We start from the raw sequence: 13,897 nt of genomic DNA, 5'->3' as shown, positions 1-13,897 counted from the left end.
CGCGTCGTCCCAACCCGACACCAGCGACCGGCACACCTGCCCCGCGGCGTCCTCGGCCAACGGCCGGGCAGCCGCAGCCACCACCGCGGCGGCGTCCTCCCCGTCCAACCGGCCCACCGCGCCGTCCGCGACCCGCCCGGCGTCGGCACCGTCGAGCTGGCCGACCGTCGCGGCCAAGACCCGGGCGAGACGGTCGGTGGGCAACCCCGCCAACGCTCCAGCCACCACACCCACGTCAGCCGACCCCAACAGCGCACCCAACCCTTCATCCCCGCCTCCACCGACGTCACCGTCGGCCGGGTTCCCGGCGGCGTAGCGCGGGCCCCGCTCACGCGCCACCACCGGACCGCGAGCCGCCCAAACAGCCCGGCACACGGCCGGGGCGGCGAGGTCAGCAGACGCGGTGGACGACATGGGTCCATCCAACATCAGGGGTGAGACAACGCCGCGGCCTCGGGCGCGTTCATCCACACCGGACCCGGCGGCGGGAGCCGGGTCGGCGAGGTCAACGGACGCGGTGGGCGACATGGATCCATCCAACATCAGGGGTGTGACAGTGCCGCGGCCGCAGGCGCGTTCGTCCACAGCCAGCCCATCCGACCCGCCGGCAGGAGCCGGGTCGGCGAGGTCAGCAGACGCGGTGGGCGACATGGGTCCATCCAACATCAGGGGTGAGACAACGCCGCGGCCTCGGGCGCGTTCATCCACACTCGGCCCGCCGGCACAGGCCAGGTCGGTGCGGGCGGCAGACGCAGGAGCGGACATGAACCCATCCAACACGAGCGGTGAGACAACGCCGCCGCCGCCCGCGCGCTCGTCCACATCCGACCCGGCGGCACAGGCCAGGTCGGTGCGGGCAGCAGACGCAGGAGCGGACATGGACCCATCCAACACCAGGGGTGAGACAGTCCATCGGCCTCCCTGCCCCCCATCCACAAGAGTCCCACCCCCGACCCACCAGGGGCGAGCATCGCTTGGCCAACAGACAACCGGGGGGCGGTCAGCATGGGGGCGGTCAGCGAACCGCGCACACATCTGCTCCAAGGCGGGCAGCGCCTCGGCGAGGTCGCTGTTGGGCGGCACGTGGGATGAGGACCGCGAGGTAGTCCTACGTCACGGCAGTTGAGGACAGGGCCGCTTGCGGACCGGCGGCGCGGGCGCAGGGCGGGCAGCCTGCCGGGCTCCATCAGCCCGGCCAGGAGGTCCCCGTCATGCTCGTCGTCCCCGACCAGATCCACGCTGTCGACCGTGCGCTGCGCGCCGGCCAGGTGAGCTGCCCGTGCAGCGCTGAGCTACGCCCGTGGGGGTGGGCACGGCGCCGAGTGCTGCGCGCCGGCGACACCGTGCGCGTCATACGACCGCGGCGGGCACGCTGCCGTGCCTGCGCGCTCACCCACGTCCTGCTGCCCGCGGTGATGCTCCAGCGCCGCGCCTACGCCATCGACGTGATCGGCGCCGCACTGCTTGACGCCGCCCACGGGCACGGGCATCGCCCCATCGCCGTGCGCCTGGGCGTACCGGCCGGCACCGTCCGCGGATGGCTGCGCCGCTTCCGCGCCCGCGCGTGCGCTCTGGCCGCCCTGGGCACGCGGTTGGCCTACCGCCTGGACGCCAGCCTGGGCCGCCTGGAGCCGGCCGGGGGATGGCCCTCACCGGTGCATGCCGCGCTGGGCGAGCTGGCCATCGCGACGGCCGCCTACCAGCGCCACCACCTCGACGCGCCCACGGACCGCTGGCAGGCGCTGTGCACGCTCACCCGCGGGCTGCTGCTGGCCAACACCAGCCGCCCCTGCCCACCCGTGCGGTGACCGTTCAGGCTGCTCGACATGGCCACCAGCCCACCCGAGCAGCTTCACGACCCCCAGCTGCGGGTCCCGCCGCGCTGAGCCCCACCGTGCCCGCCGACAGCCTCACCCTGCACGCCGACAGCCCAGCACGACGGCCCCCGCCGTTGACACGGTCACGATGTCCATCCATCACCAAGTCGCGCCAGCTATGCGCTACCCGCACGTTCCGGCCGGCCTACTCATCCTCATCGAAGGTGACGCGACCGTCCTCGTTCAGCGTGACGCCCTACAGTCGCCGCGTTCGCGATGGATCCAGACCAGGGAGGAGAAGGCGTGATCCCCAGGCTCGGCCTCCTCGGCAGGCTCCGGCGACACGCGGGTCAGTCCCACACCCGGTCCAGGCGCCAGACACCGGCCTCGCGGACCAGCTCGTAGATGCCGCCGTGCGCCTCCACCCGCCAGAGGTCCCGCTGGGGGACCTCCAGGCGGGCCCCCGACCAGTAGCCGGCGTCCTCGCGCCAGTGGCCGAGCACCGTGACCACCCGGTAGGAGCCCCCTCGCCAGGCGAACCGTGTGGGTCCACCGACGTCGACGTCCACCTCGACCGGTTCCCGGTAGCGCTTAGCCATCGCCTCCCTTTCCCGGGCCACTGCGCGGAGCAGGCGGCCACAGTGGTCACAAGCCACATCGGGCCACAGGAAGGATGCGGCGTGGCGGCCAGCTCGCGCCTTCCCTCGCGGGCCGACTGCCACGCCGCTGCACTGATCGAACCGGACCGACGCAAACCGCTTGCTCTCGAACCGGTGTTCGATCAACCCGGTCACCATACGCCGGCGCGGGCACGGCGTCAAGACCGGGGTGGCAGGACCTCGGCGAGCACCTCCTCGGCCAGCTGCTCGGGGTCCGCACCAGCGTCGACCCGGGCGTTCAGCGCGGCCAGGCCAGCAGTGTCGAGCAGCCCGACGACGGGCTCGAAGACGTCCTCGAGACCCGGCACGGCCTCCACCGATCGGCTGCGGACCACCGGCGCGACGACGAAGGCGGGGAACACCACGAGGTCGTCGGCGACCCGCACGAGGCCGGCGTTGCGGGCAGCCCCGGCGGTGGCCGTCGCCAGCCCCGCGTAGCAGCGCCCCGAAGCGACCTGTCGGATGGCCTCGCTCTCCCCCGCGGCCACGAGTTGCACGTCATCGAGGTTGAACGCGTACGCCCGCGCCAGATCCTCCAGGCCACCGGGGCGGGTGATGAAGTCCTCGTCCGCGCACACCTGCTGCCCGGCCAGTCCTCGTGACAGCCAGGACAGGGTGGCCGGCTCGCCCTCCGGCAGCACGTCCTCTCGCACGAACAGCGCCAGCGTCGCGTTGGCGGTGGTCGGCTCCAGCCAGGTGAGGTTGCGCTCCTCGTCGGCACGGCGGACCCGCTCGTAGGACTCCTTCGGGTCGGCGGGCGGGGTCTGCTGATGCAGACCCAGGGCCCACGCCGCGCCCGTGTAGTCCCAGAAGACGTCGATGTTGCCCCGCAGCGCCTCCCGCCGGAGGTGCACCGTGCCACCGAGGTCCGGGCGGATCTCGGGGGTCAGGCCCGCCCGGTCGAGGGCCACGATGCTGAGGGCGGCGAGCAGGCGCTGCTCGTCGCTGGAGCCCACCCCCACAACAACCGTCTGCGCCGGCTCTGACACCGCCGGGATGCAGGCCGTGGCCGCGAGCACGACCGCCAGCAGGAGCCGGGACCAGAGGGCGAGGCGAGGCATACGCCCGAGTCTGCCGCGTCCTGCGAGCGATCGCTGGGCGCTACGCTGGCATACGGGTCGGGCATTCGCGCCCGTCCGCCACCAGCCGCTGCCGGCCTGTTCCGGCCGGGATGACGAGCGAAGGACCCACCGATGCACCGCCGAGCCCTGTTGAAATCCGTCGGTTACGCCGCGGGCACGGTCCTGGCCGGTGGCGTGCTCGCCGCCTGCGGCCAAGAGGACGGGGCCGATGACGAGCAACCGTCGTCGGACGCCCCGGCCGGGCGTTCGTCCACGCAGACCACCGGGGGCGAGGAGCAGACCCTCACCGTCGTCAATGCCTCCTTCGAGACGCTCGCCGGCACCGACCAGCGCTTCGCCTTCGGCGTCGTGTCCGCGGACAACGTGCCGGTCCTCGACGCCGAGCTCGACGTGCGGCTGCGCGACCCCGACGGCAACGAGCTCGCCGGTCCCTTCCCCGCGACCTTCGTCGACACCGGTGGTCCGCTCGGTGTCTACCACACCCGGATCGATGTCCCCGATCCTGGGCCCGTGATCGTCGTGGTGCGCGACGGCGACGACATCGGCGAGCTCGCGGTGGACGTCATCGCCCCCGAGGACAGCGCGCTGGCCGTCCCGGGGCAGGACGCGACCGCGGTCGCGACCCCCACCGTCGAGGACGCGATGGGCATGGAGGAGCTGTGCACCCAGCAGCCCGACGACTGCGGCATGCACGAGGTCAGCCTCGAGCAGGCGTTGGCGGACGGGCGCCCCGTCGCCCTGGTCTTCGCCACGCCCGCCTACTGCCAGACCGCGGCCTGCGGGCCGGCCGTGGCCGACCTCGACGAGATCAGGCAGGACGGAGACTGGGACGACGTCGCGTTCATCCACGTCGAGATCTACGAGGATGCGGGCCAGACCGTCGCCGCGCCCGTGGAGGCGTGGGACCTGCCCTCCGAGCCGTGGCTGTTCACCATCGACCGGGACGGCGCGATCGTCGACCGGCTCGGCAGCGTCCTCATCCCCGACGAGATGCAAGACATGCTCACCGCACTTGCCTGAGCGGTCTGAGCGCCCGCGACGCTCTCACCCCTGACGGAGCAGGGCGACCAGCTCGGCGGTCGCCGCTGCGGGCTCCCTCGCATCGGTGATCGCCCGGACCACCACCAGGCGACGGGCCCCGGCGGCGAGCACGGCCGGTGCCGTCCGCGCCGCCATGGCGCCGGTGACGAACCACGGCCGGTCGTCACCGGCGACGGCCGCCGCGTGCCGCACAGGCGCCAGCCCCACGCCGGGCCTGCCCTCCTTGGTCGGGGTGGGATGCACCGGCCCGACGGCGAAGTAGTCGCAGTCCTCGGCCATCGCCCGGTCGACCTCCGCGACCGTGTGGGTGGAGCGCCCGATCAGCCGCTCGGCGCCCACCACCGCCCGCGCGGTCGCGGGCCGCGTGTCGTCCTGGCCGACGTGGACGCCGTCGGCGTGCCCCTCGACGGCCAGGGCCGGGTCGTCGTTCAGCACGAACAGGGCGTCGTGGCGGTGCGCGGCATCGGCGAACACGGCGGCAGCCGAACGCAGCTCGTGGGCCGGCGCGGTCTTGTCGCGCAGCTGGACCACGTCGACCCCAGCCCCCAGCACGGCCTCGAGCAGGCCGGCCAGGTCGCCCTGCTCGGCCCGCCGGTCCACGCACAGGTACAGGACCGCCTCGGCGAGGCGCCGGCGCCGCCAGGCACCGTCCCGGCCGGTCACGGTTCCGGCGGTCGGCGGGGGGGCGCCAGCCGCACGTCATCGCCCGAGAGGCGATCACCACGGCGTTGGGCGGCATCGGCCGCACGGTAGGCCTGCAGGGCCACGAGCACGGCCGTGACCAGCAGCGCGCCCGCGACCGCCGTGGTGGCCCAGCGCAGCGCGGCGGCCCACAGGGGGCCACCCCGGGCGACCTCGACGAGCATCCCGACCCCCGTGACGCCCCCGACACACCAGGCGGCGACGCGCAGATGCCGTCCGAGGATGACGAAGTCCAGCAGGGGCTCGCTCGGTCGGTTCACGTCAGAGCCGGGGGTCCGCCAGGTCCAGCCCGGTCAACCGCGACTCCAACCGGGAGACCTCGGCGGTGACCTGTTCGGCGTCGCGGTCCAGCTGCACGTCGAACTGCGGGTACAGGATGTGCAGGCTGGTCTCGGCCGCACCGATCTGCCACCCCGCCGCGTCGCAGAAGTCCCCCAGGGCGAACTCCCAGGTGAACAAGGCCTCGGTGCCGTCGTCGTGCACCCACTCGGTGAGGAAGCTGTTCGGACGCCTGGCGTACTGCAGCACGCCGCGGCGGTCCTTCTGCACCGTCACGAAACCCATGCCGACCAGCTCGTCGTGGAACGTTCCGGTGGGCGCCTGGTCACTCATCGCGCTACAGGATAGCCCGGCCGGTTCGCCTACCGCTCCGCCCACGGCCACCGCCGTAGACTGACTGGGGTATGGACATCAGCTCACGGCCCGACACCGAGGACGCCACGGCGACGATCGGCAGCCTCCTCGCAGGCCGCTATCGCCTGGTCGCGCGCATCGGCGCCGGCGGGATGGCCACCATCTACCGTGCGCGTGACGAGTCGCTTGACCGCGACGTCGCGGTCAAGGTGCTGCACGGGCACCTCGCTGAGGACGCAAGCCTGCTCGAGCGCTTTCGCACGGAGGCCCGGCACGCCGCGTCGCTGCTGCACCCGAGCGTGGTGAACGTCTTCGACCAGGGCGCCGCCGACCTGCCCTACATCGTCATGGAGTACGTGGACGGCCCGTCGCTGCGCCAGGTCCTGGCCGAACGCGGGCGGCTCAACCCGGGCGAGGCGCTGGCCGTCATCGAGCCGGTCTGCCATGCGCTCGGCCGCGCGCACGCCACCGGCCTGGTGCACCGCGACATCAAACCGGAGAACGTGCTCATCGCCCCCGACGGGACCCCGAAGGTCGCGGACTTCGGCATCGCCCGCGCGGTCGCCGAGACCGGCCACACCCAGACCGGGGCCCTGATCGGCAGCGTGCACTACCTCGCACCCGAGCTGGTCGACGGTCGCGAGGCCACCGCGGCGAGCGACCAGTACGCGGTCGGGATCGTGCTCTTCGAGCTGCTCACCGGCCGCAAGCCACTGCCCGCGGACAGCCCGATGGCCATCGCCGTGCGCCACGCCCGCGAGTCCATCCCCGCGCCCAGCTCCTTCGTCTCGGATGCCTCGCGGGCACTGGACCGGGTGGTGGCGAAGGCGACCGCGCGTGACCCCGGCAAGCGCTACCCCGACCTCGAGGCGCTCGTGACGGCGCTGCGTGCCGCCGTGCCGACCGGGCCGCAACCGGTCACGGTGCCCAGCCGCAACGGCGTGGACCGCACGCTCGTGATCCCCGCCGAGTCCGCGCAGACGGTCTCCCTGGCCGCCGACCCCCAGACCGACGCGTCCGCTCCGCCGCCCGCTCGCGACCAGCCCCGACCGGCCCGCCATCGACGCCGTGGGCTCCTGCGGGTGGCTGTCCTGCTGCTGGTGCTCGCGACCACCGCCGGTGCGGGCTTCGCTGCCTGGCACTTCCTGCTGGCGCCGGTGACCACCGTCCCCGGTCTGCAGGACCTGTCCGAGACGCAGGCCTCCGCCGCGCTGGAACCCCTCGGCTTGGAGCTGGTCGTCACCGGGACCGAACCCGACTTCGACGTGCCCGCCGGTCAGGTGCTGCGCCAGGACCCGCAGGCCGGCCAGGAGCTGCGGCGCGGGGATTCGGTGGCGGTGGTCTTCTCCGCCGGACGGGCCGCGACGGCTATGCCCGATGTCGCGCAGATGCCCCGCGACGAGGCCCTCGCGCTGCTCGAGGGGCCCGAGCACCGCTTCGAGGTGCGCGTGGACGAGGACTTCTCGCCGACGGTGCCCGCGGGGTTGGTGCAGGCCCAGGCCCCCGAACCCGAGACGGCGCTCACCCAGGGCGACAGCGTGGTGATCAACGTGTCGCTCGGGGTCCGTCAGGTCACCGTCCCCGACCTGGCGGGGATGGATCGGGAACAGGCCGAGGCCGCGCTGGCCGGCGCCGACCTGGTCGGGGAGTTCACCGGCGAGTTCAGCGACGAGTTCCCCACGCCGGGCGCCGTGATCCGCCAGGGGGTGGATGCAGACACGGAGGTCGACGAGGGCAGCACCGTGCCGGTGACCGTCTCCCGGGGATCGACCACCGTGGAGGTCCCCGACGTGCGCAACGACCCGATCGAGGAGGCCGTCGCCACCATCGAGGGCGCAGGCCTCGTCGCCCAGGTCATCGCCGAGCCCCGTCCGCGCCTCGGGCCGTTCCCCGCCGGGCGGGTCGGTCGCGTCGAGGTGCAGGACCCCTCGCCGGGGACCACGCTGCGCCGTGGGCAGACCGTGGAGCTCTACACGTTCTCCGAGGACTAGGCACGCCGGCACCGCACGGGGCTAGCCGGGGACGAACGCGCGCAACGTCCGGCGCAGAGCGTCGGCGGCGCGGCGGCAGTCCGGCGCCGACACGTCGGGATGGGTGACCAGGCGCACCGTGCGGGCGTCCATCGCCCCCGCCATCACCCCCCGCTCCCGCAGGCCGCCGACCACCGCCGGGGCGTCGACGCCTTCCACGTACACGATGTTGGTCTGCACCTGCCCAAGGTCCACCCCCTGGGGCCAGACCTCCTGCGCGGCGGCGGCCAGCAGGCGGGCGTTGGCGTGGTCGTCGGCCAGCCGGTCGACCATCGTGTCCAGGGCGACCAGCCCGGCCGCGGCGATCACCCCGGCCTGCCGCATGGCCCCCCCGTAGCGGCGGCGCCATTCCCGCGCCTCGTCGATGGCGTCGGCGTCGCCCACCATGAGGCTGCCCACGGGCGCCCCGAGCGCCTTGGAGGTGCAGAACATCAGCCCGTCCACCAGGCCGCCGTAGACGGCCGGTGCCACGCCCGCGGCGACGCACGCGTTGAACACCCGTGCCCCGTCCATGTACAGCGGGACGCCGGCGGCGCGGCAGACCCCCGCCACGGCTTCGAGGTCTGCGACGGGGTAGTAGGTCCCGCCGCGGCGGTTGTGCGTGTGCTCCACCCACACCAGCGACGTCGGGGTCAAGGGGAAGGCGTCGGGTCGGATGGCCGCCGCGACCTGGTCGGCGGACAGCAGCCCGTCGGGCGCGGCGACGGTGCGGAACTGCACGCCCGCGAGCAGCGCCCCGGCCCCGGCCTCGTAGTTCACGACGTGCGCGTCCGCCTCGACGACCACCTCGGTGCCGGCCCGGGCGAGCACCCGCAGCCAGAGCTGGTTGCACATCACCCCCGAGGGGCAAAGGAGTGCCGCCGCGCGGCCGAAGCGCGCGGCCGCGACCTCCTGCAGCCGCTCGACGGTCGGGTCCTCGCGGTACACGTCGTCGCCGACCTCAGCGGCAGCCATGGCCGCCCGCATGGCCGACGTCGGGCGGGTCACGGTGTCCGAGCGCAGGTCGATCACGCCGGCCCACCGCAGGCGGAGCGCACCGCATCGGTGCCGTGCTCGCGCATCAGTCGCCCGCCCGGCCGGGAACCGGCCGCATCGTGGGGGCCGGGGCGACCTCGTGGCACACCACCGCCTCGGTGTCCTCGCCCTTCAGGGCCAGGACGCGGCCGGCCGCCTCGTCCAGCCGGTCGGCGTCGAGGTCACCGTCGCGCACCGCCTCGACCAGCGCGTCGCGCATGGCCCGAGCCTGGTTGCCGTCGGTGGTGAGCACGGCATCGGCGCCCGCCCGCACAGCCATGACCGCCGAGGTGGGGAAGTCCCAGGTGCCGTGGACCGCGCCCATGCCGGTCGAGTCGGTGATCGCGACCCCGGTGAACCCCATGTCGCGCAGCAGCGCATACGTCGGTGCCGCGAGGCTCGCGGGCAGCTCCGGGTCCAGCGCACGGTAGGCGACGTGGTTGACCATGACCAGCGGGACCCCGGCGTCGATCTGCGCCGCGAAGGGCACCAGGTCGGTGGTTCGCAGCTCCCGCAGGCTCGCTTCGACCAGCCCGCTCGTGCGGTGCGAATCGGTGTCGGAGCGGCCGTGCCCGGGGAAGTGCTTCGCCGCGGGATGCACCCCTGCTTCGGTGAGACCCTCGGAGAACGCAAGCCCGTAGGTGGCGGCGGTCTCCGGGTCACCGGAGAACGCGCGGTCACCGATGATGCCCCGCGCGGGACCGTCGTCGACGTCCACGACCGGGGCGAAGGTCACGTCGACCCCGAGGGCGGCGAGCTCCCCGCCGAGGTCGCGGGCGAAGGCGTGCACGTCGGCGGGGTCCCCGCGAGCCGCCAGCGTCCGGGCCGACGAGGTGGCGCCGAGCAGGGTGCGAAAGCTCGAGACCCGGCCGGGTTCCTCGTCGGTGGTCACGAGCAGACCGTGTGCCGCTCCCCGCCGCAGCGCGGACACGAGTCCCCGGACCTGCTCCGCGCTCTCCACGTTGGCGTCGGTGAGGAGCACCCCGCCCACGCCCACGTCGAGCACCTCCTCGACCAGCGGGTCCGTCGGGGCGGTCACCCCGGGCACGCCGACGACCAGCACCTGTGCGGCCCGCTCCTGCAGGGGCGCACCCTCGCACGTCACCGCACGGACCTCGGGGCTCGTGTCCGGCTCGGTGCCGACCACGGTCGGCGCGGAGGGCGCCGTCCGCGCGGGCTCGGCGACCAGCACCACCCCGACCGCGGTGCCCATGGACACCGCGAAGCCGAGGACGAGGCACAACGGCAGCAGGCGCAGGCCACCCACTACCCGGCCCTGCGCACGACGATCTCGTCGCCCCGGTCCAACATGGCGCCCAGCTCGTCGAGGTCACCCGAACCGATGACGACCTCGCCGGACTTGACCTTGGCCGCGTACTCGTCGACGTACTCCTGGCCGGACAGCATCATGAGCTCGTACATCAGCTCGTCGGTGGCGCTGCGCAGCGCGAAGCGGTCGGCGTCACCCGACCCGTACCGGGCCGCGAAGTCCAATGGGTGCCCGACGCGGATGCCGACCCGGCTGACCTTCGGCACCTTCGCCGTGGGTGGAAGGATCTCGAACGTGCCCATCATCGCGATGGGCACCACCGGCGCCCCGGTGCGCATGGCCAGACGCGCCGGCCCGGTCTTGCCGCGATAGAGCCGACCATCAGGTGAGCGAGTCCCCTCCGGGTACACGCCGAGCATCCTGCCGGCCTCGAGGATCTCCTGGCCCTTGCGCAGGCTGGCCTCGCCGGCGTCACCGCCCTGGCGGGCCACGGGCATGACCCCGACGTTCTCGAAGAAGTAGCGCTTCCAGCCGGTGAAGTACTCGCTCTTGCCGAGGAAGAAGACTGGTCGCTCCAGCACAGCGGGAAGGAACACCGAGTCCAGGAAGGACAGGTGGTTGGACGCGAGGATGACCGGTCCCGCGCTGGGGATGTGCTCGAGTCCCTCCGTCCACGGTCGGTACAGCGCCGTCAGCATCGGGGGCAGCACGGCGTGCAGGAACCGGTACAGCAGGGGACCCCGATCCTGCTTGGCCACTCGCGTTCTTCCTCTCCGCCGCAGTCCGGGGCCCGAGCGTCGGCTGCGGACGTGGGCCGACTGCTGCGCCTGGAGTCTACGCGAGCCCCCATGGTGCAGCGGCCGCAGGGCGGTGCCGAGATGACCGTCGGGCACGGCCGCGGTAGGGTTCCCGAGGTGACGCCAAACGGTCAGACCAGCGCGCAGCTCGCGACCTTCGACCTCCCACTGGCCGAGGCCGTGGTGGTGGTCTTGGAGCAGGAGGGCATCGCGACCATCGTCGCGCCGCACGATGGCCAGGAGGTCGAGGTGCGGGTCCCGGCCGACCGCCGTGATGAGGCGCTGGCGTTGCTCGCCGACCGCATGGAGCAGATCCACCAGCTGGTCCAGGACGCCGGTGCCGCGACGGCGACCCCGCTGCCCCTGACCGTCGGGCCCGGGCCGGACACCGACGACGACGACGAGACGGGTCCGCCGATCGTCATGGAGCGGCTGCGCCGGATGAGCTTCGGTCTGGTCATCCTGCTGGCGCCGCTGCTGGTGATCAGCCTGTCGGGGGCGCTGCCCATCGGTTACGCCCTTGCGCTGTTCATCCTCGGGCTGGTCGGGATCGTCTACTGGCGCAACCGCCAGGACGACTAGACGACATCCCGATCCTGGGTGGTACGGGGCCGTGGACGCATCAACCAGGATCTCAGCCTTGGTCGGGAACCGCGCCAAACGGTCCGGTCGTGTCCTCGACGATGGCCGCCGCCTCCGAGACCCGGTCGCGGTCCACGAACAGGCGCACCCCCCAGTCCCCGATGAACAGGAAGCGGGTGAGCGGTCCGGCCTCCTTGCGCCACGACACGATCCCTTTGGACTCCAGGCGCTGTGTGATGGTCTCGGCTCGTTCCTGCGAGAACTGCCCGAGGTAGGTCGTGCGGGTGGTGTCCATCCCTCCAGCGTATTTGAACGCAGCGGTTCCGCTCGAAAGCCGGCCCTCCGGACGATTCCGTGCGACTGCGCGTCTCGGGGGCCGTCGAACGGACGCCCAGCCGTTCGACAACCGTGCGGAAGCCGGGGAATCCCGGAATGTTTGCGATCTCCCAGAACCCAGCAACCTCAACCCCGCGCTTGCCTACTACCTCGACCGTTGTTGGCTTCGGGACAAATATGTCCTGGAGCCGACAAGGCTCACCAATGTCTAGCGCCTCGGTTAGAGGTGAGCGAGCACGTTGACGACGTTGCCGTCGGCGTCTTGGAAGAAGAAGCGGCGTACTCCCCACTCCTCGTCGCTCAATTCATGCACGATCTCCAGGCCAGACGCACGCGCTTCCTCGTAGGCGGCGTCCACGCCGTCGACCTCGATCGACGTGGAAGGGTTCACCGAGGCGGTGGCATCACGGCTGATCAGGCTGAGCTGGATCGACCGGTCACCTGGAGGGGCCAGGGTTGCGATCCAACCATGGTTCATGACCACCTCCATACCGGTGGTCTTGGCATAGGTTTCGACAGCGGCGTCGAGATTGCTGACCGTGAGCAGAGGCATCGCGCGCAGAACGTTCATGTGCCTGACCCTACCGGTCAGGAGGTAGGCGACTTACGCGCATGGTCCGGACGGACAGGCAAAGACCTGTGTGGGTGCGCACCGCGAGAGACCTCGCTCGATTATCGGACAGCGCCTGCCGTGCAAGCTGCGCCGATGGGGGTCTCGTTCTTCCGCCTGCTGCTGACGTCGCCGGGCACGCGCGCGCCGTGCGGGGGCGTATGGCAGGTTTCTGGTCGGCACTAAAGGGATCAGGGGTGCGGTGACTTGTAGGAGCACGGTCGAGACTTTGCCAGGGGCATGATGCGTTCCACGGATGACGGGTTCGAGGTCTGGTACCGCGCCGAGCACCCCAGGCTCGTCGCGGTACTGGCCTTGGAGTCCGGTGATGTCGAGGTGGCCCGGGACGCGGCCAGCGAAGCGTTCGCCCGCGCACTGGAGCGCTGGGAGCGGGTAGCCACCATGGCCTCACCCGCCTCGTGGACCTACAAGGTGGCGCTGAACGTGGTTCGCCGACACAAGCGCCGGTTAGCCCTGGAGCGGCTGGCGCTTCGCCGGCGGGGCCCGCAGCTGCCGGCGCCGTCGGCCGGCGTCCACCCGGAGCCGAGGGCGTCTTCTTCGCTGTCGGTAGGGATCGGTTCCGTGCTCCGAACGATCAGTTCGCCGAGGAGGTGACGGTGGACTCCGAGTCAAACGATGACGCGGTGATCCGGGCGCGCTTTGGCAGGGTCCCCGTATCGGCCGTGGCGGCCTACGCCGGACCCGAGGCTGCTGCGCAGGACTGGTCGCTGGTCGAGCAGATCGCGGGGACGGTCATCGAGCGCCAGCCCCGCACCGGTGACATCCCCCCGCCACCGCCAGGACCGCCCGGCTTCCCCGACGGCAAAGAGCAACCTGTGGCGGCGGCCACCAACGAGGTGCTACGCCTGCCCCTGCCCGGGATGGACAGTGATGTGGTGGTGCTCACCGGTGACGGCTGCACCGTGGTGTCACTGGACGGCCTGCGCCCACAGACGGGCTGGTGCCAGTCAGATGCCCATACGCAAGCTGGCGACCACGTCGACGCAGAGACCCTCCTGGTCGGCGATGTTGTCAGACCGCCGCCACCACCGGGCCAGGGACAGACCTCCGCGATGTTCGTGGCCATGCAAGTCGGCGAGCGCGTCGAACGGGTCGAGGCTCGACTCGTGGACGGGCGCCGTATCGAGGGCGAGGTCAGCGACGGTTGGGCACTGATGGTCGCCGAGGGCCGCATCGCCTGGCTCACCGGCCACGACGCCGACGGGAGTGAACTGGCCACGGTCTTCGTCCGCTGAACCGGACGGACCGGAGACGTTGCGCTGGAGTGACGCCCTGGCGAAGCCCTGTGCACAAGCGAGGGTAG

General features: G+C 72.4%; 17 protein-coding genes. 6 read left to right on the top strand and 11 right to left on the bottom strand.

The genetic code is table 11. The features are described 5' to 3' along the window. The coding region (locus WD250_15090) for a hypothetical protein (GenBank protein MEX2621540.1) at positions 1-414 on the bottom strand (414 nt) is incomplete at its 3' end. Positions 415-1,211: 797 nt separating this feature from the next. Here WD250_15090 and WD250_15085 point away from each other — a divergent pair. Further along, entirely contained in the window at positions 1,212-1,808 is a 597-nt protein-coding gene (locus WD250_15085) for a DUF6431 domain-containing protein (GenBank protein ID MEX2621539.1), read from the top strand. 359 nt (positions 1,809-2,167) lie between these two features. On the opposite strand, the gene WD250_15080 is transcribed toward WD250_15085, so the two are convergent. After that, positions 2,168-2,416, bottom strand: coding sequence for a DUF6504 family protein (locus WD250_15080; GenBank protein ID MEX2621538.1), 249 nt, complete (start codon positions 2,414-2,416; stop codon positions 2,168-2,170). A gap of 218 nt (positions 2,417-2,634) precedes the next feature. Beyond that, the gene (locus tag WD250_15075) at positions 2,635-3,537 is read right to left on the bottom strand and encodes a glycine betaine ABC transporter substrate-binding protein (protein ID MEX2621537.1); all 903 of its coding nucleotides are present in this window, start codon (positions 3,535-3,537) and stop codon (positions 2,635-2,637) included. A 132-nt stretch (positions 3,538-3,669) separates the two neighbouring features. Between WD250_15075 and WD250_15070 the strand changes: the two genes are divergently transcribed. Further along, positions 3,670-4,578, top strand: coding sequence for a hypothetical protein (locus WD250_15070; GenBank protein ID MEX2621536.1), 909 nt, complete (start codon positions 3,670-3,672; stop codon positions 4,576-4,578). A 24-nt stretch (positions 4,579-4,602) separates the two neighbouring features. On the opposite strand, the gene thiE is transcribed toward WD250_15070, so the two are convergent. From thiE to WD250_15055, 3 genes are read right to left on the bottom strand one after another with little or no spacing between them, the layout of a single operon-like run. After that, a complete protein-coding gene (gene thiE / locus WD250_15065) occupies positions 4,603-5,262 on the bottom strand; it encodes a thiamine phosphate synthase (GenBank protein MEX2621535.1) in 660 nt (219 codons plus the stop codon). After that, positions 5,259-5,561: a hypothetical protein gene (locus tag WD250_15060; GenBank protein ID MEX2621534.1), complete on the bottom strand. Its 303-nt coding sequence runs from the start codon at positions 5,559-5,561 to the stop codon at positions 5,259-5,261. The genes thiE and WD250_15060 overlap by 4 nt, the downstream gene beginning before the upstream one ends. Before the next feature lies 1 nt (position 5,562). Next, complete coding sequence (locus WD250_15055; GenBank protein MEX2621533.1) at positions 5,563-5,913, bottom strand: hypothetical protein; 351 nt, start codon at positions 5,911-5,913, stop codon at positions 5,563-5,565. Between the two features lie 71 nt (positions 5,914-5,984). Here WD250_15055 and pknB point away from each other — a divergent pair, with 71 nt between their 5' ends. Next, the gene (gene pknB, locus WD250_15050) at positions 5,985-7,925 is read left to right on the top strand and encodes a Stk1 family PASTA domain-containing Ser/Thr kinase (GenBank protein ID MEX2621532.1); all 1,941 of its coding nucleotides are present in this window, start codon (positions 5,985-5,987) and stop codon (positions 7,923-7,925) included. 21 nt (positions 7,926-7,946) lie between these two features. On the opposite strand, the gene WD250_15045 is transcribed toward pknB, so the two are convergent. The 3 genes from WD250_15045 to WD250_15035 are packed head-to-tail and all read right to left on the bottom strand — an operon-like array spanning position 7,947 to position 11,006. Then, positions 7,947-8,975, bottom strand: a complete 1,029-nt coding sequence (locus WD250_15045) for a GntG family PLP-dependent aldolase (protein MEX2621531.1) — start codon at positions 8,973-8,975, stop codon at positions 7,947-7,949. Positions 8,976-9,024: 49 nt separating this feature from the next. Continuing rightward, positions 9,025-10,245, bottom strand: a complete 1,221-nt coding sequence (locus tag WD250_15040; protein ID MEX2621530.1) for a glycoside hydrolase family 3 N-terminal domain-containing protein — start codon at positions 10,243-10,245, stop codon at positions 9,025-9,027. Next, positions 10,245-11,006 carry a lysophospholipid acyltransferase family protein gene (locus WD250_15035; protein ID MEX2621529.1) on the bottom strand — a complete coding sequence of 254 codons (762 nt, stop codon included), beginning with the start codon at positions 11,004-11,006 and terminating at the stop codon, positions 10,245-10,247. Before WD250_15035 ends, WD250_15040 begins: the two co-directional genes overlap by 1 nt. A gap of 156 nt (positions 11,007-11,162) precedes the next feature. On the opposite strand from WD250_15035, the gene WD250_15030 reads away from it, so the two are divergent. Further along, positions 11,163-11,627: a hypothetical protein gene (locus tag WD250_15030; GenBank protein ID MEX2621528.1), complete on the top strand. Its 465-nt coding sequence runs from the start codon at positions 11,163-11,165 to the stop codon at positions 11,625-11,627. Positions 11,628-11,679: 52 nt separating this feature from the next. Here the strand turns inward: WD250_15030 and WD250_15025 are convergent, their stop codons facing one another. After that, positions 11,680-11,922 (bottom strand): hypothetical protein, encoded by a 243-nt coding sequence (locus WD250_15025; protein ID MEX2621527.1) that lies wholly within the window; start codon positions 11,920-11,922, stop codon positions 11,680-11,682. A gap of 261 nt (positions 11,923-12,183) precedes the next feature. Then, entirely contained in the window at positions 12,184-12,534 is a 351-nt protein-coding gene (locus WD250_15020) for a VOC family protein (GenBank protein MEX2621526.1), read from the bottom strand. A 279-nt stretch (positions 12,535-12,813) separates the two neighbouring features. On the opposite strand from WD250_15020, the gene WD250_15015 reads away from it, so the two are divergent. Beyond that, on the top strand, positions 12,814-13,188 hold the full coding sequence (locus WD250_15015; GenBank protein ID MEX2621525.1) for a sigma factor: 375 nt from the start codon (positions 12,814-12,816) through the stop codon (positions 13,186-13,188). A gap of 2 nt (positions 13,189-13,190) precedes the next feature. Beyond that, positions 13,191-13,829 carry a hypothetical protein gene (locus tag WD250_15010; protein ID MEX2621524.1) on the top strand — a complete coding sequence of 213 codons (639 nt, stop codon included), beginning with the start codon at positions 13,191-13,193 and terminating at the stop codon, positions 13,827-13,829. Positions 13,830-13,897: the final 68 nt, after the last annotated feature.

This window comes from Egibacteraceae bacterium (assembly GCA_040905805.1).
In the GTDB taxonomy this organism is placed as follows: Bacteria; Actinomycetota; Nitriliruptoria; order Euzebyales; family Egibacteraceae; genus DATLGH01.
The sequence above is the reverse complement of the archived record's forward strand: the minus strand, read 5'-3'. Positions and strand labels throughout refer to the sequence as shown.

Bases quoted from the DNA above. Each gene is read 5' to 3' on its own strand.
- pknB (MEX2621532.1), top strand. From the start codon at position 5,985: ATGGACATCAGCTCACGGCCCGACACCGAGGACGCCACGGCGACGATC.
- WD250_15075 (MEX2621537.1), bottom strand. From the start codon at position 3,537: ATGCCTCGCCTCGCCCTCTGGTCCCGGCTCCTGCTGGCGGTCGTGCTC.
- WD250_15070 (MEX2621536.1), top strand. From the start codon at position 3,670: ATGCACCGCCGAGCCCTGTTGAAATCCGTCGGTTACGCCGCGGGCACG.
- WD250_15080 (MEX2621538.1), bottom strand. From the start codon at position 2,416: ATGGCTAAGCGCTACCGGGAACCGGTCGAGGTGGACGTCGACGTCGGT.
- WD250_15025 (MEX2621527.1), bottom strand. From the start codon at position 11,922: ATGGACACCACCCGCACGACCTACCTCGGGCAGTTCTCGCAGGAACGA.
- WD250_15055 (MEX2621533.1), bottom strand. From the start codon at position 5,913: ATGAGTGACCAGGCGCCCACCGGAACGTTCCACGACGAGCTGGTCGGC.
- WD250_15015 (MEX2621525.1), top strand. From the start codon at position 12,814: ATGATGCGTTCCACGGATGACGGGTTCGAGGTCTGGTACCGCGCCGAG.
- WD250_15020 (MEX2621526.1), bottom strand. From the start codon at position 12,534: ATGAACGTTCTGCGCGCGATGCCTCTGCTCACGGTCAGCAATCTCGAC.
- WD250_15085 (MEX2621539.1), top strand. From the start codon at position 1,212: ATGCTCGTCGTCCCCGACCAGATCCACGCTGTCGACCGTGCGCTGCGC.